This window comes from Haematobacter massiliensis, assembly GCF_000740795.1.
Classification (GTDB): Bacteria; Pseudomonadota; Alphaproteobacteria; order Rhodobacterales; family Rhodobacteraceae; genus Haematobacter; species Haematobacter massiliensis.
In genome coordinates this window covers 1-20,671 of the sequence record NZ_JGYG01000019.1, presented here as the reverse complement: position 1 = coordinate 20,671, position 20,671 = coordinate 1, and the positions used below count along the sequence as shown (strand labels likewise).

Sequence of the window (20,671 nt, the reverse complement as noted above, 5' to 3'; positions counted from 1 at the left end):
CCTGCTTTACGCACATCACTCGATTGATGGTGTATTGACCAAGTAGCCCGACGCAACTGGGCTAGGTCAATTCATTGCCAAATCGGTTGCCGTTTTCCCGGCAGACAGTGCCTCAACGAACCACTGCGGCTTACGCCCGCGGCCAGACCAAGTGAGCGCCGGATTCTCAGGATGCCGGTATTTCGCCGCGGCTGGCGCACGCGCGGACTTCGTCTCGGTGCCGACAAGCTCGGCCAGGGAGTAGCCCATCTCCCGGGCAAGGGCTTCCACCTTGGCGCGGGCTTCCGCCTTCTGCCGATCCTCGAATGTGGAAATCGCCTTGGCGACGTCCTTCTGCATTTTCTTCAGCTCGTTGAGCGACAGTGCCTCGAGATCATAATCAGCCATTGATGCGGTCCGTGTCCTAAATGTCCCGGCATCGATAGCCCGTCGCGGCAGGCTGCCGCAACTGCCGGAAGGCAAGGGCAGGGGTGGCAAAGGCTGGTGATCGCCGTTTCCGCTGCCAGGGAGGTGTTGAACTGGGGGTCAGGCTGTCCCGATGGGCGAGGTGACAGGGTCTGGCATGGGCTCCCCGCGCATCTCTGTCTTCTGGGCCATCCCTTCGACTGACAATCCCCTAATCCCGTTCGGGCTCCTGCGCGCAACCCCGCGTCAGTCCGGGCCGTGTTGCCCCTTTGGGGCTGCCCGCTCCACCCCGGTCCTCTGGGGGTTTCCTGTGTCCGTTCCGTCCACCGTGCACGCGTCACCCGACGGGCTTTTTCCGGGTCTTGTCGAAGGGACGGTCCCGAAGACAGGACACACAGGAGCTTACCATGCAGAACATCGTCATCCTCGCCGGCAACATCGGTCAGACCCCCGAAGCCCGCACCACCCAGGGCGGCACCAAGATCACCAACTTCAGCCTCGCCACCTCCCGCCCCCGCCTCTCGGAAGGTCGCGTCCTGCGCGACGAAAATGGCTACCGGGTCATGGACACCGAATGGCACCGCATCACCTGCTTCAACGGTCTCGGCAAGACGGTCGCGGAGCATTGCGAAAAGGGCATGAAGGTCCTCGTCCACGGCCGCATCCACTATACCAAGTGGATCGACAGCATGGGGAACGACCGCTACGGCTGCGAGATCATCGCCGAGAAGGTCGACTTCCTGAGCCGCCCGAAGTCGGCCGAGAACGAAAATCCCGAGCTGGTTGACCGCGACGAAGAGATCCCGTTCTGAGAACGGGGTCTACCCTCGGGCCCGGCGGGGAGACCCGTCGGGTTTCGGCTTTGCGGCGCTTAACATCGGAAAGCCGATGAAGCGCGTTTCCAAGAGCGGTGACTTAGATGCGGCATCTCAGCTTTCGCTGCTGCAGTCCTTTCAAACATCTGGTCGCATCGTCTTTGCTCCGCTACGTTTTGCATATGAAACCAGAAGACAAAGACCGGATTGCAGCGAGCTTGGCCAAGATCATGGCCATGATGTGCGTGCGCAATACCAGGCTCGAGATCGTCCATGCAGGTGTCGTTCCGGTCACGCTTGCAGGTGACTATTCGGATGTGTTCGTGGTTGACGCCGATGGCCGCAAAATCCCTTGGGCGGATGTATCACATATCGACGACGATGAGATGCGGGACCTGATGCGCCAGATCGTCAATCGGCTCTACACGTTTCACATGAACTGCGATGATCCAGAATTCATGACGCTCATTGATCGCTGGATGACGGTTGCTGGCAAATGGGATGATCCGGAGTTGGACGCGAAGTTTCTGGGCTCAATCAAATTTCAAAGCGACCTGAGCTCAACCTGAATTCACCTCTTCGGGCTGCGTCCGCCGGTAAATCTTTGGGCGTCACGCTCAGTGGAAATCCCGGCTGGGAAACAGTTTCTTCGCCTGTTCGCGCGGATGGCGGGCGGTGGACCTGACGCTGCCACCGACGGTGCGATCGGTGTCATCGGCGCGACCGTCATTGGCGTCGATCAGGACAGGGCGGCCCAGAGTGGCCAGCAGGGGTGAAACATCCTCGACTCTCTCGGCGATCAGATGGGTGACCGGGCCGTCGCGCTCGATCCGGCCGGTCACGCGCACGAGCCGCCCGGCGATCACCGCCTTGCGGAAGGTCTCGTAGACCTTCTTCCAGACGACCACATTCGCGGTGCCGGTCTCATCTTCCAGCGTCAGGAAGATCACGCCCGAAGCCGTGCCGGGCCGCTGTCGGGTGATGACAAGGCCGGTGACGGTGATGCGCCCCTTGGCCTGTGCCAGCCGGTCATGCGGCAGGCTTTCAGGGAGGCGCGGGCGCAGCAGTTCCATTGGATGCGCCCGCAAGGATAGGCGCAACGAGAGGTAATCCTCGATCACCTCCTGGCCCAAGGTCATCTGCGGCAGCGTGACGGTGGGCTCATTGCCACCTTCACCATCAGGCCCGAACAGCGGCAGAGGAGCGGGGGCTTCCAGTGCCTTGGCGGCCCAGAGCGCATCGCGGCGGGTCAGGCCAAGGGCGGCGAAAGCATCGGCCTCGGCGAGCCGTTCCAGCGCATCGGAGTGCAGGCCAGCCCGGCGCCGGAGGCTTTCGACATCGGGATAGCCATTGCCACGCGCGGCGGCGATCCAGGAGGCGTCCTCTTCCCTCATCCCCTTGATCCGCCGGAAGCCGAGCCGCAGGGCCAGCGCCCCATCGGGGCGCGGTTCCAACGTGCAGTCCCAGAACGAGTGGTTGACCGAAATGGGCCGCACCTCCACCCCATGATCGCGGGCGTCGCGAACCAGTTGCGCCGGTGCATAGAAGCCCATCGGCTGCGAATTCAGAAGCGCGCAGGTGAATACCGCTTGATGATGGCATTTCAGCCAGGCGGAAATATAGACCAGCCGCGCAAAGCTGGCGGCGTGGCTCTCGGGAAAGCCATAGCTGCCGAAGCCCTCGATCTGGGCAAAGCAGCGCGCCGCAAAATCGGCGTCATAACCGCGCGCCAGCATGCCGCTGACAAATCGCTCGCGAAACGAACCGATGGTGCCCATGCGTTTGAAGGTGGCAAGTGACCGGCGCAGACGGTCGGCCTCGGATGGTGTGAAGCCTGCGGCGACGACGGCGATCTGCATCGCCTGTTCCTGAAACAGCGGTACGCCGTATGTACGGCCCAGAACTTCCATCATCGCGGGACCGAGATCTTCGACCTTTTCGCGCCCCATCCGGCGGTTGATGAAGGGATGCACCATGCCGCCCTGAATCGGGCCGGGGCGGACGATGGCGACCTCGCAGACCAGGTCATAGAATTTGCGCGGCCGCATCCGGGGCAGAAAGTTCAATTGCGCCCGGCTTTCGACCTGGAACACCCCGATGGCATCAGCGCGGCAGAGCATATCGTAGATCGGCGGGTCTTCGGGCGGCACATTGGCCAGCGTCAGCTGCTGCCCGCGATGCTCCTCCAGAAGCGCAAAGGCCTTGCGGATGCAGGTCAGCATGCCAAGCGCAAGGATGTCGACCTTCAGGAGACCAAGCGCATCGATGTCGTCCTTGTCCCATTCGATGATGGTGCGGTCGTCCATCGCCGCATTTTCAATCGGGCAAAGTTCATCCAGACGGCCCTTGGTGATGACGAAGCCGCCCACGTGTTGCGAAAGGTGGCGGGGAAAGCCGACGATCTCGCCGATCAGTTGCACGGCCAGTTGCACGCGGCGGTCCGCGAGGGAAAGACCTGCGTCGCGCAAGCGATCCTCGCCGGGTGCGGCGGAAGACCAGCCCCAGATTTGCCCGGAAAGTCGGGCGATCACGTCCTGGCTCAGCCCCATCACCTTGCCGACCTCGCGGATGGCGGCGCGGCTACGGAAATGGATCACCGTCGCCGTCAGCCCGGCACGCTCGCGGCCGTAGCGCTCATAGATCCACTGGATCACCTCCTCGCGGCGTTCGTGTTCGAAATCGACGTCAATATCCGGCGGTTCGCCCCGCTCCTTGGAGATGAAACGCTCGAAGATCAGGGTGATGCTCTCGGGCGGTACCTCGGTAATGCCCAGAAGATAGCAGACCACCGAATTGGCGGCCGAACCCCGTCCCTGACACAGGATGCCCTTCGATCTGGCGAACTGCACGATGTCGTGGACGGTCAAGAAATAGGGGGCGTAATCCACCTCGCGGATCAGGGTCAGTTCCTTTTCCACGCGATGCACGATCTTTGGCGGCGGACCAGAGGGATAGCGCCAGTGAAGACCTTCGCGCGCCAGCCGTTCCAGCCGGTCCTGCGCGGGCTCGTTCTCGGCTTCATCGGGATATTGATAACGCAGGTCGCTGAGGCGAAAGGCGCAACGGTCTGCAATCTCCAGCGTGCGGCGCAGCGCGGCGGGGTGGCGGTGAAACATCTTCGCCATTTCGGCGCCGGATTTCAGGCGGCGCTCGCCATTTGCCAGCCGGTGTTCGCCGATGGCGTCGATTGTGCAGCCAAGGCGCATGCAGGTCAGCACATCGGCCAGGGGGCGACGGGCGGAACGGTGCATCAGCACATCGCCCACAGCGACCATCGGCTGGCTCACCTCCTGCGCCAGAATGCCGATCTGGTCGAAACGGATCTGATCCCGGCCGTCATAGTGTGGGGCGGCCCCCAGGAAGCACTGACCAGGGAAGGCGCGACCGATGGCGCGAAGATCGCCGCGGGTGCTTTTCGGGCCGGGATCGTCCAGCGGGTCGGGCGAAAGGGCGATCAGCACCATGCCCTTGCCCCATTCGACCAGATCGGCGCGTTGCAGGTGACATTCGCCCTTGGCCGCGCGCCGCTTGCCAATCGACAGAAGCCGGGTCAGGCGCGACCAGGCGGCAAGATCGGTGGGCAGGGCCAGCCATTCCACGGCGGAGTCAGTCAGCGCCAGACGCGCCCCGGCGATCAGTTTCGGCAGCGGGGCGTCCGACATGGCGGGGGCATCAGTCTGTCCGGTGAAATGCGGCACGGTCTGGCGGCTGGAATGGTCCGTCACGCGCTGCGAGCGGATGATTGGGCCCGCCTCTGCCGCCGCGGTCCGCGCCTCGTCGCGCAGACGCGCCAGTTCCTTCAGCGCGGAGAAGGCCCGCACCACGCCTGCCACCGAATTGCGGTCGGTGATGGCGATGGCACTCAGCCCCAGTTCTGCCGCCCGCGTGACCAGTTCCTCGGGATGCGAGGCGCCGGTCAGGAAGGTGAAGTTCGATGTGACGCAAAGTTCGGCGTAGGGAATCATGCGAACTCCCCCTGTACGTGCCAGTTCTGCGCCCCTCCGGGCGCGGGCCAGGCCGGGGTTTGCGGGGTGTGAAACAACCAGAGCCGCGGCCCTTCCCGTGTCTCGATCCGCCAGTAATCGCGCAGGCCCGACCGCCAGGCGGGATCGTCGAACCACCATTCCGGCGTGATGCGTTCTGGGCCCAGCGCGCGCAGCGTGGTGAAGCGCATGCGCCGCCAATGGAAACTCGCGGGCGGGTTGCCCGAGGCGGCGGTCACCGGCTCGGGCGGAAACAGGGAGATCGGCCGCGCCGCCCCCCCGCGATGCGGGATCGGTTCGGATGCGGAATAAGCAGCCGGGGCCAAGAGGAAACTGCGCTCAGGGATCAGGCTGGTTGCAGGCAACAGCCGCAGCACCCGGTCAAAGCCGATGCGGTTGCCGACAGAGGACAGAAGATCAGCCAACGCATCGTCGTGCCGGATCGCCTGGCCGCCACCAATCTGTTCCGGCGCAAGGGCCTCTGTCACCGGGGCAGTCAGGCGAAGGGCATCAATGCCGAAACCGGCATCCACCTCGTCCACGCCCTTGGCAAACAGCGCAGCGATGCGGGCCGCATCGCGCATCGGGCGGGCGAGACCGATCTCGACCTGTGCAGATTGGCGATCAACGCGGCGCAGCTCCAACCGGACCCGGCGCGCACCCATCTGATGTTGGGCGAGCTTGGCGCAGAGCCGGTCCAGCAGGCGTTCCAGCCCCGCCATGACATCGGATTGCAGTTCGATCGGTTCGGGGAGTGTCATCCGCACCCCGAAATGCGGGGCGTCCGGTTTCGCTGCCACGGGCTCGTCGCGCTGCCCAAGCGCCTGATCCAGCCGAAGAACCAGCCCTTGCCCGAAGCGGCGGGCCAGAGGCGCGCGCGGCAAATGCGCCAGATCGGCAATGCGTGAGAGACCCACCCGCGCCAGCGCATCGGCCGTTTCAGGATCCACTCTTAGAGCTGTCACCGGCAGGCGACCGATCCCCTCGATCAGTCGCCCATCAGGCACGATGCCGCCGCCGTGACGGGCCAGTGCATGGGCGGCGCCACGGGTTCCGGCGATGGCGCTTTCCGCATGCAGGCCCGCCCGCGTCAGCCGCGCGTGCAAGTCCTCGCGCAAACCGGCTTCGCCGCCGAACAGATGCGGCACGCCCGAGATATCGGCCATCAGCCCGTCCGCGCCATCCGTGGCAATCATGGGGGCATAGCGGCTGGCCCAGCGGCGCAAGGACGCCAGCGCCGCCGCCTCACGCGCCAGATCAGCGGGGCGTATGGCAAGATCGGGACAGATCGCGCGGGCATCGGCCAGTGCCATGCCGCGATGCAGGCCGCGGGCCATGGCGGCGGGGTTCAGGCAATGCAGATGATCGGTATTGCCCGAGCGCAGGCTCAGGGCAAGGGGCCCTTCAACCGGGCGGTTCCGCAGGCTGATGTCGCTGGCCAGCCTCGGAAACCAGATGGACAGCAGCCGTCGCGCCATTCCAGTTCACAATCCAACTTCCGAAAGTTCCCTTTTTGTTCTTATTAAGGGTCCAGCAATGCAGAGTCGAGTCCGCCGCCGGGCTTGCGACGGGGGCACAGGCCCAGCGCGTTTCGGTGGCATTGCTGCCCGCGCCTTCGCGGATCAGCATCAGGCCGGTGGTCCCCCCGGCTTCGGCCGCCAGTTGCAGGCGGCGCCCGGCGGTCAGCGACAGGGGCTTTTCCGGTTCGGCGATGACGAGGCCGACGGGAGCCGAGCGCAGTGCCTCCTCGATGCACCACAAGAGATCGGTTTCGCCCTCGGGCCGGAACAGATGCAGCCGTTCGCCGACACCTTTCGGCAATCCGCGCAGCATCGGCAGTTCCGGCACATGGGCGGGCAGGATCCAGACCAGCGGGCCGGGATGCCGCACCGCCTGAAACAGCGCAAAACTTCGGCGACCGCGGCCTTCGGCCTCATGCACACGTCGCCCGCGCAGATCGAAAGCATCGGTGGGGGGCAGTTCAGGGCGCAAGGTCTCAGGCTGCATCTTCCCGCACTCCCTCCGCCACGATCTGCAGCGTCCCGTCGGGCAGGGGGCGTTGCAGCGGCAAGGCCTCGGCCACCGGTGCAGTCAGCCATCGCCGCCACTCCTCGGGCCTGGTCAGGATCACCGGCATTGCCTTGGGATGGATCTTCGCAACCTCGGCATTGGGTGGGCAGGTCAGAAAGCCGAACAGCTCTGCCGTTACCTCGCCCTCCTTCAGCTTGCGCACCGAGGTCCATTCGGTGCGGATGCCCGCGAAGAAGGCCAGGGGGCGATGCTGGCCAAGCGCGAACCAAACCGGATGGTTGCGGGGTGCGCCCGGGCGGCTGTCGATCTCGGAAAAGGTGGTGAAGGGCACGAGGCAGCGATGCTCCACCCCGAGCCAGCGTCTCCAATGGGCCGAGGCCACATTGCGGATGTTGGTGACGCCAGGATCGGTGCGCTTGCCTGCCAGAAACACCTGCGGTGTCGGCATGCCCCAGCGTGCTTTGGTCAGTTGCCAGCCTCCGCCCGGTCCGTTCCGGATGATCGGCGCGGGATAGTCGGGGAAGATCCCCGCCATCGGCGGCAGGTTGCCAGCGTCGTCGATCAGCTCCTCGTCACCCGCGCGCATGTCGTCGAAGACATGCCGCATCGCATCCTGGCTCTTGGTCTGGGAATAGAGATTACACATGGACGGGTCCGTGGAATCGGGACGGAAGGGATGATCCGGAACATTGCCAGAACATTCTCTCTGTTGGAAGGCCGTGCTCGGATGGTACCGAGGTCCGCTCATTGATCTGAGGATTTGGCTCTTAGAGTTAGGGAAGGGCGGTTGCTTTCGCGACGGGTTGATGGCTGGGAGAGTGGCTCCCGGCGCCCGTCGCGGGAGATAGCCGATGGGCGTTGTGGAAGTTCTGGATCCGGTCGCGCCGGCGCGAGCGGGTGGCTGGAAAGTGGATGTGAGCCGGGGTGAGCGGAACGGGCGGGTGTCGTCCGAGTGGTTCAACCGGCCGGATGATGAGCGGTATCTGTCGCTCGACGATCTATGGGCCAATGTGAAGGGCCGGTCCGAGCGTAGCCGCAGCCGTGTGGTGCAGACGGCGGACATCCGGGTCGAGGCCGCGCGCGACAGCGCCGAGCGGTTGCACCTGATGCTACCGAAGGCACATGAACCGGTGGCACCCACGCACTGGGCCTTCGGCCAGCTTGCGAGCATCGTCGGCGCCCCGGCCTCCTACCTGCGGCAGTTGCCCGCGCCGCTGGCGGGGATCAACCTGCAATACGGGCTTGCCAACCACCGCGCAGAGCAGGTGAAGACCTTCGAGACGGAAGACGGCCGCACCGAACTGCGCGCCGTGACCGGTCCTGACTATGGCCGCATCCATGACCATGAGCTGGTCGAGGCGGTCCAGCGCATCGCGGGCAATGGCACGGGCGATACGCGTTGGAAGGTGCCGGGCGTCCTCGACTGGTCGACCGGAGTCTACAACCCCGACGTCGAGATCAGCCGGGACACGACCACGCTCTATGCCTCGGACCGCGACGTCTTCCTGTTCCTGGTCGACGATCACAACCCGATCGAGGCCGGCAGGCTGCCGGACGGCTCCCCCGATCTCTACTTCCGGGGCTTCTACTGCTGGAACTCCGAGGTGGGCGCGAAGACCCTCGGCATGGCAAGCTTCTACCTGCGGGCCGTGTGCCAGAACCGCAACCTCTGGGGCGTCGAGGAATTCCAGGAGATCACCATCCGCCACTCGAAATACGCCGCCTCGCGCTTTGCCCATGAGGCGGCCCCTGCGCTGACGCGCTTCGCCAATTCCTCGCCGCAGGGCTTTGTGAACGGCATCAAGGCCGCGCGGCAGCAGATCGTGGCGCGGACGGATGAGGATCGGCACGACTTCCTGAGGAAGCGCGGCTTCTCGAAGGCGGAGTCGGGCAAGATCATCGAAAAGGTTCTGATGGAAGAGGGCCGCCCGCCCGAGAGCATCTTCGATTTCGTGCAGGGCATCACGCGGCTTGCACGCTACAAGACCCAGCAGGACGCCCGCCTCGACATGGAAGGGCGCGCCAAGAAGCTCCTCGACCGAGTCGGCTGACGCCGGGCCCGACAACGCGACCGCCCTCGCACGTGGCGGTCGCGCTTTCCCCTTTCAAATGCATGCCACTGGCCCCGCCCCGAGAGGGCAGGGGGCTTCGGCCTGCGCAATTCAGCGAGACCCCCATGACCCCCCAGGAAGAAACCATCGTCCTCGAGGCCCGCGACATCCTCGGCCGCTACCTCAGTCAAAACCCGGTCATCGGCAGCTGGCAGGCGCTTCTGGACTATTGCGCGCTGACCGTCCGCGGCCCAATCGAGCGGTTCCACGTTCTCTACCTCGACCGCAAGAACCGCATCATCTCCGATGAGCTTCTCTCGACCGGCACGGTCGACCATGTCCCGGTCTATCCGCGCGAAGTGATCAAGCGGGCGCTGATGCTGAACGCCAGCGCCCTGGTCCTGATCCACAACCACCCCTCGGGCGATCCGACGCCCTCGGAGGCCGATCTCAGCATGACCAAGGAGATCCAGAAGGGCTGCAAGTACCTCGGTCTGACGCTGCATGACCACATCATCGTCGGCGCCGGGGCGGAGCTGAGCCTGCGGGCTCTCGGCAAGCTCTGAAGGCCCATCGGACTCATCACCGCCGCCCCTTCGAGGAAGAGGGCGGCGGTTTGGCCTTTGACGGATGAGGTGGGGAGAGAGGCTTCCCGCGCCGTCGGAGATCTTCCCATGCTCGACTTGCCCCAGCCTATTCACCAGACCGCAGTCCCTCGGGGCTTCGCGCCACCCTTTCCGTCGGGCGACACTGATCCCAACTTGCCTTTTGCCCTGACTCTGTCGCGCCGTGCACCGGCTGATCTCATGTCGGGCCGGGCCGCGCCGCTGGTCCTCTCCCGCTTTGCGACTCTGGCCGAGGCCATGCAGGGCGCGATCGACCATGCCGAGGGGATCGCCCCGAATGTCGCGCCCCAGCTTCTGGCGATCCTCGATCGCGACGAGCGCCTTGTGCTGGCCGGGGCCGCCAGTGATCACGCCGTCGCCTGGTGCCACCCGGTGTGGAGCGCGGCCGAAGCGCGGGGCGTCGTGACCGAGGCGAGCCAGTTGCGCGCGCAGGCCGGCCGCGCGACTGCCTGGGGCGAGCCGAATCTGGCGCAACGGCTGCGCCACCGCGCCGATCTTCTGGACGGGCGTCTCGTCGACCCGCTCTGGCGCGCTTTTGCCGCCAACGCGCTGCAGGTCGCGGCGTGACGCCCGAGAGGCAGAGAAGGGCAGGGGGGATTTGGAGCTTGTCCGGGGGAGAGAGATCGCCCGGCCCCGCTCCGATCCTTTCCTCTTACCGGAGACATCCGATGACCCTGAGTGAACCCACCCTCGCGCCGCCGATGGCCCCCCCGACCGTCGATATGGCGCAGATCTTCGCGGCGCATGCCGAACGCACCGCCCGTATCGAAGCGCTGCGCCCCGGCAACAAGGATCGCCTCTTCGACGGCCTCACGGCCGCCGGCATCACCCATGTCACCGTGACCTTCGACGGTGCTGGGGACAGCGGCCAGATCGAAAGCATCGGCGCATGGTCCGGTGAGATCGCCGTCGATTTCCCCGCCACCGAAATCGAATACGCCGCGCTGACCTGGGACGACCCCGAGGTCGAGATGCGCCAGCTCTCGCTCGAAGATGTCGTCGAGCAACTGGCCTACGACTTCCTTTCCGACACCCATGGCGGCTGGGAGAACAACGACGGCGCTTGGGGCGAATTCTGCTTCGACGCCGCGGCCCGCTGCATCCATCTCGAATTCAACGAGCGGTACACCTCGTCCGAACTCTACACCCATGATTTCTGAGGAGGCGGCGATGGCACATCCCTATCACCACGCCCTGTCCTCGGTGAAGAAATGGGGCGGCACGGTCGACGACTTCATCGCGGTGCATGCCTGGTTCGACCAGAGCAAGGAGATCACAGCGGACTTTCGGCACCGGGCCTTGCGCCACCATGCCGAGGGCATCTTCATGGCCGAGACGATCTTCGGTCGCACCCTCACACTCTCGACCGGGCGCATCATCCCGACCCGCTGGGTCGGTGAGCAGCATGTCAAGGAGGACCTCGGCTTCATCCCGAGCTTTGCCGACTGGGTGAAGGCCATCCGGCCCGAGCCCTGGATGGGCCGGTCGGCGCGGATCGAGGCGCTGGTCGATCCGCATCTCGCCTCGCCCGTGGTCGAGGTCACCTGAGATGACCGATCCAGCCTATCAGCGCCTCGGCGTGCCAGCGACGGCTTCGCCCTTCGCCGTCCTTCGGGCAGCGGTCCGGGCGCTGCACCCCGACACGCGCGCCGTTCGCGGCTTCCGGGCCGCGCGCAAGCGCTTCTATCGGCAGATGCTCTGCGCCCATGCCGCGCGACAGGCGGCGGGCGACAGTTCCACAGGCTAATCGCCCCCGACCACCCCTTCATCCCAATCGAGTGCCCGGCCTCTCGGCCGGGTCTTTCCCATTCAGGAGGTCCCCATGGCGGATTACTTCACCCATTTCTCGTGCCTGCTCGATGTCGGCACCCCCGACAAGGCTGCCCGCGCGCTCGCGCTGTTCCAGGAACTTCGCGCCGCAGATCAGGACGCAGACGACCCGGAGGTCGCAGGCTTTGATCTCGTGCTCCAGGACGCGCCCGAGGGCAGCGCCATCTGGATCCATGACGACGACCACGGCGATGTCGAAGCCGTCATCCGCTTCGTGTTGCGCCTTGCGGAAGAGATCGACCTCGCCGGCCTCTGGGGGTTCCAGTACGCCCTGACCTGCTCCCGGCCGCGCCTCGACGCCTTCGGCGGCGGCGCGCATGTCATCGATCTCGGTGCGCGGAAATCCTTCGGCTGGACCAGCAGTCACGAATGGCTGGCCGCGGCTCTCAACGGGGAGGACATCGATGCCTGAGCTCATCTGCACCACCGTCTACCAGTTCCCGGAACTTTCAGATGCCGCCAAGGAAAAGGCCCGCAGCTGGTATCGCGAGCTTGGCCCCCACGACGATTGGTGGGACGCGGTCTACGAGGATTTCGAGCGGGTCTGCGAAATCCTCGGCATCCGGCTGAAGACCACCCCCGTCCGCCTGATGGGCGGCGGGACGCGGGCCAAGCCCAGCATCTGGTTCTCCGGCTTCTGGAGCCAGGGCGACGGAGCCTGCTTCGAGGGCTATTGGTCCCACGCCAAGGGCGCGGCCGCGCACATCCGGGATTACGCGCCACAGGACGCAACCTTGCACAGCATCGCCGACCGGCTGCAGGCCCTCCAGCGGCGCAATTTTTACCAGCTGGCCGCCGAGGCCAGCCACCGTGGCCGCTACTACCACGAATACACCATGTCCGTGGACGTCACCCGCGACAGCCCGACCTGGCAGTCGCCGACCGGCGATGCGGAGGAGATCGTGACCGAGGCGCTGCGCGATCTGGCCCGCTGGCTCTACCGGCAGCTTGAAGCCGAATACGACCACCTCACCTCGGACGAGGCCATCGAGGAGGGGATCATCGTGAACGAGTACACCTTCACCGAAGCCGGGCGGCGGTTCGGGTGAGAGCGCGGGCAGTTCATTTGATCTTTACAAAGAGGTCATATGATCTATATTCAGGCCAATGGAGGACGCCATGTACGTTGCTGAGAAAATCCGGGAACCCGCACAGATCAACGCCGTTGCGTTGAAGGCCTATGCGCGCGTGGCCGATGCCTGGGGTCTCAGCCTCAAGGAAGCGGCTGGCCTTGCCGACATGTCGGAAAGCACGTGGAAGCGCGCCAAGAAGCCGGATTTCGCGGGGGAACTGACCAAGGATCAGCTTCTGCGGCTCAGTGCGGTGATCGGCATCTACAAGTCGCTCGAACTCTACTTCTCCGAGCCGCTCGCGCGAAGCTGGTTCACCCGACCGAACACGGGGCCGCTCTTTGGGGGAAGCCGTCCGGTTGACACCGCCATCGACGGGGGCTTGCCGCAAATTCTCGCGGTTCGGACCTATCTCGATGCGTTGCGTGGTGGGGCATGAAGCAGACCGAGATTTCCGATCGCGGTCTCGTTCGTCTCCTGCCCGCCACTTACCACAAGCCGCCATCCCTGCGTGGTCTCGTCGATACCGATGACGAGATGGAGATCCTCGCAGAGATCGAAGGTCTGACCAGCGGCCGTCTTCTGGCGGAACGTGGCCGCAACCCGCATCTGGACCCGCGCGAGCTTGCCTGGCAGCGGCGCAGCCGTGATCAGCGTATTTATGGCGACAGTCATGTCAACGCCGCCTTCACCTATACCCGCGCCGGCGGAAATCGCTTCAACACAGAGGAGCGCGGCGCATGGTATTGCGCATGGGATGTGATGGTGTCCGTCAGCGAAGTGGCCTGGCACCGCACGCGCGAACTCGGCTTTACCGGCAGCTTCCATGACAGCGCTCGCTATGTGGAATTGCTGGCTGACTTCATCGGCGTCTTTGACGACCTGACCGACGAGCCGGGCCATCCGGCTCTGCATCCGGATCCGGCTGTCGGATATCCCGAGGGCCAAAGCCTGGCCCAGCATCTGCGCCGGGCTGGATCGCGTGGCCTGATCTACCCCTCGGTCCGAGCTGCCGCGCCGGGCGGGAATTGCCTCGTCTGCTTCGAGCCCCACGCCATCCAGAATGTCCGGCCTGGCGCGTCTTGGGATCTTGTTTGGGATGGGACACCGCACTACTCGGTTACGGCTGTCGGCTGACGAGTATCGGCGCATGCGTTTTGGAGGGGCCGAAGAAATGGAATCGGCAAATGGCAACAGCGCTGACGTGACGATCTTGCAGCCATGTGACCATCCGGCGTTATTCGAGGCTTTGGACTGTCCGCCGTCACCTACGGACGCACTACGAGCAGCACATCGCCGGACGAAAGAGAGGTCATTCCGGCGAAACACATGGCTTCCAACGATGGACTGAGTCTGCCGGTCTTATGGGCTTCCCATGGACGCGCTGAAGACGACGACGTCTCTGCCCCAAGAGACCTCTATAAATTGCTTTGATGAATGCGATGTTCCAGCGTTATGGACGCTCCAATGCCAACATTTCCAAAGAACTGAGGGACTAGCCCAAGTGGAGGAAAGTCTGAAGACGCTGGGTTAAGCGACGGCCACGACTTGCGGTGGTTGCCGAAGATCGCAGCGGTGTATCTCCCGGCGTGCCGCCGGGAGCAGACCTTGGTCCTTCGGACAGGAGCTTGACCGAAGCTGATGTCCCAAAGGGATAATCTGCCAATCTATAGGTTGGCAACTACGCTCGGTTTGCCAAGCCACGGCATAGCAGAAGCTCCGGAAGGCCGGAGCTAGCCGGTGCCGTGCTCACTTGTTCCCGTCGATCCACTTCGACATCAACCCCTTGTCGCGGAAGCATTCGTCCGGAACGGCGCGGCGCTTGATGCGGGCGAGCTTCTCCGCGAAGGCCACCTGCTTCGAGGTCGGCAGCCGGTCCATGTCGGATACCGGCTTCAGCTGGGCCTGCGCCTCGATCCAGGCGCTGAGCGACCGGCGGTCCTGCTGAACTTCCCAGAGCAGGAGGGTCTGGTTTCGCAGGGCGAGCGAGCGCGCATAGGCGATCTGCTTGGGCGTCGCGGGCAAGGCGTATGTGGTGCTGTCCATCGGGAAACTCCCTTGCTGGCTTGGCCCTGAATATAGAACATAACAGGAACAAAATCAAGCCGAAGCTCTGGGGCGCGTCGGTTCGAGAGGGAGAGATGGGCGGGGGAAGATCAGGCCTGAGGGTGCCCGAGAGAGGGTGTCCGGGCCTGATCCTGTCCCTCATTCTGGAGCTTCCCGATGACCTATCTCGCACCCGTTGCGCCTCCCGTTCCCGTTCCATCGCGCGATCTCGCGCCAGCGATCCTCGCCGTCGCCGAAGTGTTGCAGCCCGATCTGACCCAAGGTTTCCAGATCGACGCGCTGCGTCTGCGGCTCGAGATGGAGCGCGCCTTTGGCGGCTCGGATGCCGATGGTTGCTGGGACTGGAAGCTTGCCTATGAGGCGGGCGAGGTGGCGCTGGTCCTCTTCCTGCGGAAGTTCGGCCGCGCGCTGCTGGCCCGGGCCGGCTCGCCTGCGGCGCTGCTGCCGATCCTCTCCAAGGTGGCCGGCCTCTTGCCGACGCACACCCGCCGCTCGGAGGAGATGGAGCGCTTCCAGCAATTCTCGACGCCCTTGCCCATGGGGCTCGCGGCGCTCACTGCTGCGCAGATCACCCGGCGTGACCTGGTCCTCGAGCCTTCGGCCGGGACCGGCCTTCTGGCGATCCTCGCGGAAATCGCCAGCGGCAGCCTCGCGCTGAACGAGTTGGCAGACACCCGCGCCGACCTTCTGCGCCTTCTCTTTCCGGGTCATCCCGTCACCACATTCGACGCAGCACAGATCGACGATCATCTCGACGCGGGCGTCCGCCCAAGCGTCATCTTGATGAACCCGCCGTTTTCGGTTGTGGCGAATGTCGATGGCCGGACGACAGAGGCGACAGCGCGCCACCTCCGCTCGGCGCTTGCCCGGCTCGCCCCCGGCGGGCGTCTGGTCGCAATCACCGGAGCCGGTTTCGCACCCGATGCGCCTGCGTGGGCAGAGACATTCGGCCGCCTGACCGAGAGTGCCCATCTGGTCTTCACCGGCGCTGTGTCGGGCGCTGCTTTCGCCAAGCACGGCACTAGCTTCGAGACGCGGATCTCGGTCTTCGACAAATGCCGGGGCGGCGAGCAGGGTGGCATCACCGCCGATCTGGCACGGTCCATCTCGCCCGATGTGGCCCACCTCCTTGCCCGGATCACCGCCGAGGTCCCGCCACGCGTCGAGTTGGATGCGGGTGTGGGCGCATGTTCCCGGCCCATTTCCTCTTTCCGGGGAATTCCTTCCCGTGCCTCCGGCCCTGCCGCTCGACCCCAGCGGTCAACGGCGTCGGCCAAGACGGATGCGCATGTCACCACGCCCGATGCCGAGGACCTCGCCTACACGCTGCGCGAGACGGAGGACGGCCTCGGCTCCGCGCGCCTTTCTGACGAGATCTACGAGATCTTTCGGCTGCAGGCGATCGACATTCCCGGTGCCGCTCCACACCCGACCAAGCTTGTGCAATCCGCGGCCATGGCGTCCGTTGCGCCCCCGAAACCCTCCTACCGCCCGAAACTCCCCGCCGCCGTCCTGCGCGACGGCCTGCTGTCCGACGCGCAGCTTGAGACCGTGATCTATGCCGGTGAGGCGCATGACGCCTATCTCGCGGGGTCTTGGACCGTCGATGAGACCGGCGACACGGTGTCTGCCGCGCCCGACGATGCCGCAGACGCTGTCCGCTTCCGCCGCGGCTTCTTCCTTGGCGACGGCACGGGGGCGGGCAAGGGCCGCCAATCAGCCGGGATTGTGCTCGAGAACTGGGCGCAAGGCCGTCGCAAGGCGCTCTGGATATCGAAGAGCGACAAGCTTCTCGAGGACGCGCAGCGCGACTGGTCAGCGCTCGGCCAGGAGCGCCTGCTCGTCACGCCGCTCTCGCGCTTCGCCCAAGGCCGCGACATCCCCCTAAACGAAGGCATCCTCTTCACCACTTATGCCACGCTGCGCTCTGAAGAGCGCGGTGCCAAGAAATCCCGCGTCGACCAAATCGTTGACTGGCTAGGTACCGACTTCGACGGGGTGATCCTGTTTGACGAAAGCCATGCCATGGCCAATGCCGCCGGATCGAAGGGCGAACGTGGCGATATGGAAGCCTCGCAGCAGGGCAGGGCGGGCCTGCGCCTGCAACACAAGCTGCCCAACGCCCGCGTGGTCTATGTCTCGGCGACAGGGGCCACGACGGTGCACAACCTCGCCTATGCGCAACGCCTCGGACTCTGGGGCGGCGAAGACTTCCCCTTCGCGACGCGGGCAGAATTCGTGCAAGCCATCGAGGCGGGCGGCGTCGCCGCGATGGAGGTTCTGGCCCGCGACCTGCGGTCCTTGGGCCTCTATACCGCCCGGTCGCTCTCCTACGATGGCGTCGAATACGAGATGCTGGAACATGCGCTGACGCTTGAGCAGCGCGGCATCTACGATGCCTATGCTGGGGCCTTCGCCATCATCCACAACAACCTCGCCGCCGCGATGGAGGCCGCCAATATCACGGGCGACAGCGGCACGCTGAACCGCCAAGCCAAGTCCGCCGCGCGCTCGGCCTTCGAGTCTGCCAAGCAGCGCTTCTTCGGCCATCTGCTCACCTCGATGAAAACCCCTACCCTGATCGCCGCCATCGAGGCCGATCTTGCGGCAGGCCATGCGTCCGTCATCCAGATCGTCTCGACCGGCGAGGCTCTGATGGAGCGCCGCCTGTCGGAGATCCCGACCGACGAGTGGAACGACATCCGCTGTGACATCACTCCCAGGGAATATGTCCTGGACTACCTCGCCCATTCCTTCCCGGTGCAGCTCTACGAGCCCTTCACCGACAGCGAGGGCAACCTGTCCTCGCGCCCCGTGGTGCGCGACGGCCAGCCGGTAGAATGCCGCGAGGCGGCCCGCAGGCGTGATGCGCTGATCGAGAAGCTGGCCTCGCTGCCGCCCGTGCCAGGTGCGCTCGACCAGATCGTCCAGCGATTCGGCACCGATCTCGTGGCCGAGGTCACGGGCCGCTCGCGCCGCATCGTGCGCAAGGGCGAGGGCGCTGCCGCGCGGCTTGTGGTGGAATCTCGGGCTGGCTCGGCCAACCTGTCCGAGACCGCCGCCTTCATGGATGACCAGAAGCACATCCTGATCTTCTCGGACGCCGGCGGCACGGGGCGCAGCTATCACGCCGATCTTGGGGCCAAGAACCAGCGCCTGCGGGTCCATTACCTGCTGGAACCCGGCTGGAAGGCCGATGCCGCGATCCAGGGTCTTGGCCGGACGAACCGCACAAACCAGGCACAGCCACCGCTGTTTCGGCCCGTCGCCACGGATGTGAAAGCGGAGAAGCGGTTCCTCTCCACCATCGCCCGCCGCCTTGACACGCTCGGGGCCATCACCCGCGGTCAGCGTCAGACCGGCGGGCAGGGGCTGTTCCGGCCCGAGGACAACCTCGAGAGCCCCTATGCTCGTGACGCCCTGCGCCAGCTCTACCGACGCCTCTATCGCGGCGATGTGGCAGGCTGCTCACTCGGGGCCTTCGAGGATGCCACCGGCCTCAGCCTGACCGATGACAATGGGCTGAAAGACGATCTGCCGCCGATCACGACCTTCCTCAATCGCCTGCTGGCGCTCACGATCGACATGCAGGCCGTACTCTTCTCGGCCTTCGAGGAATTGCTTGACCAACGGATCGAGGGGGCCATCGCGGCCGGGGTCTATGACCTCGGGCTCGAGACGCTACGTGCCGAGAGCTTCTGCGTCACCGATGCGCGGGTGATCTACACCCATCCCGGCTCCGGTGCGGAAACCCAGCTCCTGACCATCGCGGAAAAACGGCGCAACACGCCGACCTCGCTGGTGGATGCGCTTGACTGGCTCGATGACCCAAAAGCGCGCCTTCTCGTCAACAGCCGCTCCGGCCGGGCGGCGGTGCAGGTGTCTGCTACCAGCTTGATGCTGGATGATGGCACCATCGAGCCCCGCCTCCGTCTGATCCGCCCGACAGAGGCCAGCACGGTCCCAGCTCGGATGATGGAGGACACCCATTGGCTCGAGGCTGACTGCGCGGCCTTCACCGCCGCCTGGACGGCGGAGCTGGCCGATGTGCCGGAGTTCTCGGAATCCACGCTGCACATCGTGGCGGGGCTGCTTCTGCCGATCTGGAAACAGCTCCCCCAGGACGAAACCCGCGTCTACCGGCTGCAGACCGATGACGGGCGGCGGATCATCGGCCGCCGCGTCTCACCCGCCTGGGTCGCGACCACGTTGGCCGCCGATGCGCCGCAACTCACGGCGGCGCAGGTCCATGCTCTCGTGCTGGAGGGAAAGACCGTGGTGCGGCTGGCCGAAGGGATGGAGTTGCACCGGTCCCGCGTCATGGGGGTGAACCGGATCGAGCTTTCCGGCTTCACGGAAGCGGCCAAGGACCGCCTCAAGGCCGATGGCTTCTTCTCGGAGATCATCAGCTGGAAGCTGCGCCTCTTCTGTCCGATCGATCCTGCCGGCATCGCCGTGCTGGATCGTCTGCTTGCACGTTGTCCTGTGACGGGACTACATGCACGCGGAGGTTGTTGAGCCATGTATTCCGAGACTGAAGATGTGATCCGCGCTCTTGCGGAGAACGCAGAGAGCGTGTGTCGCGCTTACCTTCCCGCCGGACGGCGGGAAGGATCCTACTGGATCGTGGGCGATTTGCAGAACAATCCCGGCCGGTCGCTCTTCGTGCGGCTGACCGGGCCTGCGACAGGGCCCGGTGCGGCCGGCAAGTTTACCGACGGAGCCACGGGCGAGCATGGCGATCTTCTCGACATCATCCGCGAGAGGACCGGGATCTCTCGCTTTCCCGATCTTCTCACTGAGGCCCGGGCGCATCTGGGCCGTCCGCAGCCGGTCCTCCCGGATGCGCCGGTGCCAAAGAAGGCGAAGGCACCCGGTAGCACACCAGCAGCGGCGGCGCGGCTCTTCGCAGCCTCGGTGCCGGTCGCAGGCACGCTTGCCGACACCTACCTCCGCTCCCGGGGCCTGACCCAGGGCGGAGTGATGAGTGCCCTGCGCTTCCACCCGAAATGCTGGCATCGGGATGAGGGCCAGACCCGGAGCCTCCCCAGACCGGCGCTGATCGCTGCGGTCACCGATGGGGCAGGGGCCTTGCAGGGTGTGCATCGTACCTGGCTGGCACCTGACGGACAGGGGAAAGCGGGCGTCGAGACGCAGCGGCGGGCCATGGGTCACCTTCTCGGCAATGCCGTCAGGCTGATCCCGCATGACGACATCCTCGTCATCGGCGAAGGCATCGAGACCATGCTGTCCCTTGTCGAGGCAGTGCCCGGCCTTCCCGTTTGGGCGGCACTGTCGTCGGGTCACCTCGGGGCGGTCCTGCTGCCGAAGGGGGTGCAGCGCCTCTACATCGCCATCGATCGCGATCCGGCCGGGCAACGCGCGGCAGAGAGGTTGAGCGCCAGAGCCACCGAGGTCGGGATTTCCGTGCGGGTGCTGGAACCGCTTCTCGGGGATTTCAACGATGATCTCCGGGCGAACGGCAAGGAGGCACTGCGCCAGCATCTGGCATGTCAGATCGGGCCAGAGGATCGGCATCGCCTGTCAGGCTGATCCGCATCGCGCAAGGGGAGCTCTGGGCGTGCGGGGCAGGGGTCACGGGTCACTGTCGTGGCTGTGGATCGTCGCTTTGCCTCTTTCCGGGCAATCTCATCCACCCGTCACCCACACGGCCTTCAAGAGATGGGCAGGCGGCCGTCAAAGGGGCCGCCCCTTCAAGGACGGGGGGCGACTGATTTCCGCCGGCGGCAGGGCCGCCTTTGCATCGCGAAGCATATGTGGACACCCCCTTCG

At 65.3% G+C, this 20,671-nt stretch carries 20 protein-coding genes; 14 read left to right on the top strand and 6 right to left on the bottom strand.

What is annotated here, in order from left to right; all coding sequences use genetic code 11:
- Window positions 1-66: 66 nt before the first annotated feature.
- A complete protein-coding gene (locus tag CN97_RS17830) occupies window positions 67-387 on the bottom strand; it encodes an H-NS histone family protein (protein WP_035714358.1) in 321 nt (106 codons plus the stop codon).
- 425 nt (window positions 388-812) lie between these two features.
- Between CN97_RS17830 and CN97_RS17825 the strand changes: the two genes are divergently transcribed.
- Window positions 813-1,217 carry a single-stranded DNA-binding protein gene (locus tag CN97_RS17825; RefSeq protein ID WP_035714356.1) on the top strand — a complete coding sequence of 135 codons (405 nt, stop codon included), beginning with the start codon at window positions 813-815 and terminating at the stop codon, window positions 1,215-1,217.
- Window positions 1,218-1,324: 107 nt separating this feature from the next.
- The gene (locus CN97_RS17820) at window positions 1,325-1,789 is read left to right on the top strand and encodes a hypothetical protein (protein WP_248700119.1); all 465 of its coding nucleotides are present in this window, start codon (window positions 1,325-1,327) and stop codon (window positions 1,787-1,789) included.
- Between the two features lie 48 nt (window positions 1,790-1,837).
- On the opposite strand, the gene CN97_RS17815 is transcribed toward CN97_RS17820, so the two are convergent.
- From CN97_RS17815 to CN97_RS17800, 4 genes are read right to left on the bottom strand one after another with little or no spacing between them, the layout of a single operon-like run.
- On the bottom strand, window positions 1,838-5,185 hold the full coding sequence (locus CN97_RS17815; RefSeq protein ID WP_035714354.1) for an error-prone DNA polymerase: 3,348 nt from the start codon (window positions 5,183-5,185) through the stop codon (window positions 1,838-1,840).
- Window positions 5,182-6,681 carry a Y-family DNA polymerase gene (locus tag CN97_RS17810; protein WP_035714353.1) on the bottom strand — a complete coding sequence of 500 codons (1,500 nt, stop codon included), beginning with the start codon at window positions 6,679-6,681 and terminating at the stop codon, window positions 5,182-5,184. Before CN97_RS17810 ends, CN97_RS17815 begins: the two co-directional genes overlap by 4 nt.
- Window positions 6,608-7,210: an ImuA family protein gene (locus tag CN97_RS17805; RefSeq protein WP_051911417.1), complete on the bottom strand. Its 603-nt coding sequence runs from the start codon at window positions 7,208-7,210 to the stop codon at window positions 6,608-6,610. The genes CN97_RS17810 and CN97_RS17805 overlap by 74 nt, the downstream gene beginning before the upstream one ends.
- On the bottom strand, window positions 7,200-7,880 hold the full coding sequence (locus tag CN97_RS17800) for an SOS response-associated peptidase (RefSeq protein WP_035714351.1): 681 nt from the start codon (window positions 7,878-7,880) through the stop codon (window positions 7,200-7,202). Before CN97_RS17800 ends, CN97_RS17805 begins: the two co-directional genes overlap by 11 nt.
- A gap of 205 nt (window positions 7,881-8,085) precedes the next feature.
- Between CN97_RS17800 and CN97_RS17795 the strand changes: the two genes are divergently transcribed.
- From CN97_RS17795 to CN97_RS17750, 10 genes are all read left to right on the top strand, one after another.
- Window positions 8,086-9,285 carry a hypothetical protein gene (locus tag CN97_RS17795; protein ID WP_035714350.1) on the top strand — a complete coding sequence of 400 codons (1,200 nt, stop codon included), beginning with the start codon at window positions 8,086-8,088 and terminating at the stop codon, window positions 9,283-9,285.
- 125 nt (window positions 9,286-9,410) lie between these two features.
- Window positions 9,411-9,851 carry a JAB domain-containing protein gene (locus CN97_RS17790; protein WP_035714349.1) on the top strand — a complete coding sequence of 147 codons (441 nt, stop codon included), beginning with the start codon at window positions 9,411-9,413 and terminating at the stop codon, window positions 9,849-9,851.
- Window positions 9,852-9,959: 108 nt separating this feature from the next.
- On the top strand, window positions 9,960-10,478 hold the full coding sequence (locus tag CN97_RS17785) for a hypothetical protein (RefSeq protein ID WP_035714348.1): 519 nt from the start codon (window positions 9,960-9,962) through the stop codon (window positions 10,476-10,478).
- 101 nt (window positions 10,479-10,579) lie between these two features.
- Window positions 10,580-11,071 carry a DUF6878 family protein gene (locus CN97_RS17780; RefSeq protein WP_035714347.1) on the top strand — a complete coding sequence of 164 codons (492 nt, stop codon included), beginning with the start codon at window positions 10,580-10,582 and terminating at the stop codon, window positions 11,069-11,071.
- Between the two features lie 10 nt (window positions 11,072-11,081).
- Window positions 11,082-11,459: a DUF6915 family protein gene (locus tag CN97_RS17775; RefSeq protein ID WP_035714345.1), complete on the top strand. Its 378-nt coding sequence runs from the start codon at window positions 11,082-11,084 to the stop codon at window positions 11,457-11,459.
- 1 nt (window position 11,460) lies between these two features.
- Window positions 11,461-11,658: a hypothetical protein gene (locus CN97_RS17770; RefSeq protein ID WP_035714343.1), complete on the top strand. Its 198-nt coding sequence runs from the start codon at window positions 11,461-11,463 to the stop codon at window positions 11,656-11,658.
- 75 nt (window positions 11,659-11,733) lie between these two features.
- A complete protein-coding gene (locus tag CN97_RS17765; RefSeq protein WP_028030772.1) occupies window positions 11,734-12,153 on the top strand; it encodes a hypothetical protein in 420 nt (139 codons plus the stop codon).
- Window positions 12,146-12,790, top strand: coding sequence for a hypothetical protein (locus CN97_RS17760; RefSeq protein ID WP_035714340.1), 645 nt, complete (start codon window positions 12,146-12,148; stop codon window positions 12,788-12,790). The genes CN97_RS17765 and CN97_RS17760 overlap by 8 nt, the downstream gene beginning before the upstream one ends.
- Before the next feature lie 58 nt (window positions 12,791-12,848).
- Window positions 12,849-13,250 carry an MbcA/ParS/Xre antitoxin family protein gene (locus CN97_RS17755; protein WP_035714338.1) on the top strand — a complete coding sequence of 134 codons (402 nt, stop codon included), beginning with the start codon at window positions 12,849-12,851 and terminating at the stop codon, window positions 13,248-13,250.
- Complete coding sequence (locus tag CN97_RS17750; RefSeq protein ID WP_035714335.1) at window positions 13,247-13,948, top strand: RES family NAD+ phosphorylase; 702 nt, start codon at window positions 13,247-13,249, stop codon at window positions 13,946-13,948. The genes CN97_RS17755 and CN97_RS17750 overlap by 4 nt, the downstream gene beginning before the upstream one ends.
- 612 nt (window positions 13,949-14,560) lie before the next feature.
- Here the strand turns inward: CN97_RS17750 and CN97_RS17745 are convergent.
- Window positions 14,561-14,857, bottom strand: a complete 297-nt coding sequence (locus CN97_RS17745) for a hypothetical protein (RefSeq protein WP_035714334.1) — start codon at window positions 14,855-14,857, stop codon at window positions 14,561-14,563.
- A 177-nt stretch (window positions 14,858-15,034) separates the two neighbouring features.
- On the opposite strand from CN97_RS17745, the gene CN97_RS17740 reads away from it, so the two are divergent.
- Both CN97_RS17740 and CN97_RS17735 read left to right on the top strand, forming a co-directional pair.
- The gene (locus tag CN97_RS17740; RefSeq protein ID WP_035714331.1) at window positions 15,035-19,396 is read left to right on the top strand and encodes a strawberry notch family protein; all 4,362 of its coding nucleotides are present in this window, start codon (window positions 15,035-15,037) and stop codon (window positions 19,394-19,396) included.
- A gap of 3 nt (window positions 19,397-19,399) precedes the next feature.
- The gene (locus CN97_RS17735; protein WP_035714329.1) at window positions 19,400-20,431 is read left to right on the top strand and encodes a DUF7146 domain-containing protein; all 1,032 of its coding nucleotides are present in this window, start codon (window positions 19,400-19,402) and stop codon (window positions 20,429-20,431) included.
- The last annotated feature ends 240 nt before the right edge of the window (window positions 20,432-20,671 follow it).

Bases quoted from the DNA above. Each gene is read 5' to 3' on its own strand.
- CN97_RS17830 (WP_035714358.1), bottom strand. From the start codon at position 387: ATGGCTGATTATGATCTCGAGGCACTGTCGCTCAACGAGCTGAAGAAA.
- CN97_RS17825 (WP_035714356.1), top strand. From the start codon at position 813: ATGCAGAACATCGTCATCCTCGCCGGCAACATCGGTCAGACCCCCGAA.
- CN97_RS17820 (WP_248700119.1), top strand. From the start codon at position 1,325: ATGCGGCATCTCAGCTTTCGCTGCTGCAGTCCTTTCAAACATCTGGTC.
- CN97_RS17815 (WP_035714354.1), bottom strand. From the start codon at position 5,185: ATGATTCCCTACGCCGAACTTTGCGTCACATCGAACTTCACCTTCCTG.
- CN97_RS17810 (WP_035714353.1), bottom strand. From the start codon at position 6,681: ATGGCGCGACGGCTGCTGTCCATCTGGTTTCCGAGGCTGGCCAGCGAC.
- CN97_RS17805 (WP_051911417.1), bottom strand. From the start codon at position 7,210: ATGCAGCCTGAGACCTTGCGCCCTGAACTGCCCCCCACCGATGCTTTC.
- CN97_RS17800 (WP_035714351.1), bottom strand. From the start codon at position 7,880: ATGTGTAATCTCTATTCCCAGACCAAGAGCCAGGATGCGATGCGGCAT.
- CN97_RS17795 (WP_035714350.1), top strand. From the start codon at position 8,086: ATGGGCGTTGTGGAAGTTCTGGATCCGGTCGCGCCGGCGCGAGCGGGT.
- CN97_RS17790 (WP_035714349.1), top strand. From the start codon at position 9,411: ATGACCCCCCAGGAAGAAACCATCGTCCTCGAGGCCCGCGACATCCTC.
- CN97_RS17785 (WP_035714348.1), top strand. From the start codon at position 9,960: ATGCTCGACTTGCCCCAGCCTATTCACCAGACCGCAGTCCCTCGGGGC.
- CN97_RS17780 (WP_035714347.1), top strand. From the start codon at position 10,580: ATGACCCTGAGTGAACCCACCCTCGCGCCGCCGATGGCCCCCCCGACC.
- CN97_RS17775 (WP_035714345.1), top strand. From the start codon at position 11,082: ATGGCACATCCCTATCACCACGCCCTGTCCTCGGTGAAGAAATGGGGC.
- CN97_RS17770 (WP_035714343.1), top strand. From the start codon at position 11,461: ATGACCGATCCAGCCTATCAGCGCCTCGGCGTGCCAGCGACGGCTTCG.
- CN97_RS17765 (WP_028030772.1), top strand. From the start codon at position 11,734: ATGGCGGATTACTTCACCCATTTCTCGTGCCTGCTCGATGTCGGCACC.
- CN97_RS17760 (WP_035714340.1), top strand. From the start codon at position 12,146: ATGCCTGAGCTCATCTGCACCACCGTCTACCAGTTCCCGGAACTTTCA.
- CN97_RS17755 (WP_035714338.1), top strand. From the start codon at position 12,849: ATGGAGGACGCCATGTACGTTGCTGAGAAAATCCGGGAACCCGCACAG.
- CN97_RS17750 (WP_035714335.1), top strand. From the start codon at position 13,247: ATGAAGCAGACCGAGATTTCCGATCGCGGTCTCGTTCGTCTCCTGCCC.
- CN97_RS17745 (WP_035714334.1), bottom strand. From the start codon at position 14,857: ATGGACAGCACCACATACGCCTTGCCCGCGACGCCCAAGCAGATCGCC.
- CN97_RS17740 (WP_035714331.1), top strand. From the start codon at position 15,035: ATGACCTATCTCGCACCCGTTGCGCCTCCCGTTCCCGTTCCATCGCGC.
- CN97_RS17735 (WP_035714329.1), top strand. From the start codon at position 19,400: ATGTATTCCGAGACTGAAGATGTGATCCGCGCTCTTGCGGAGAACGCA.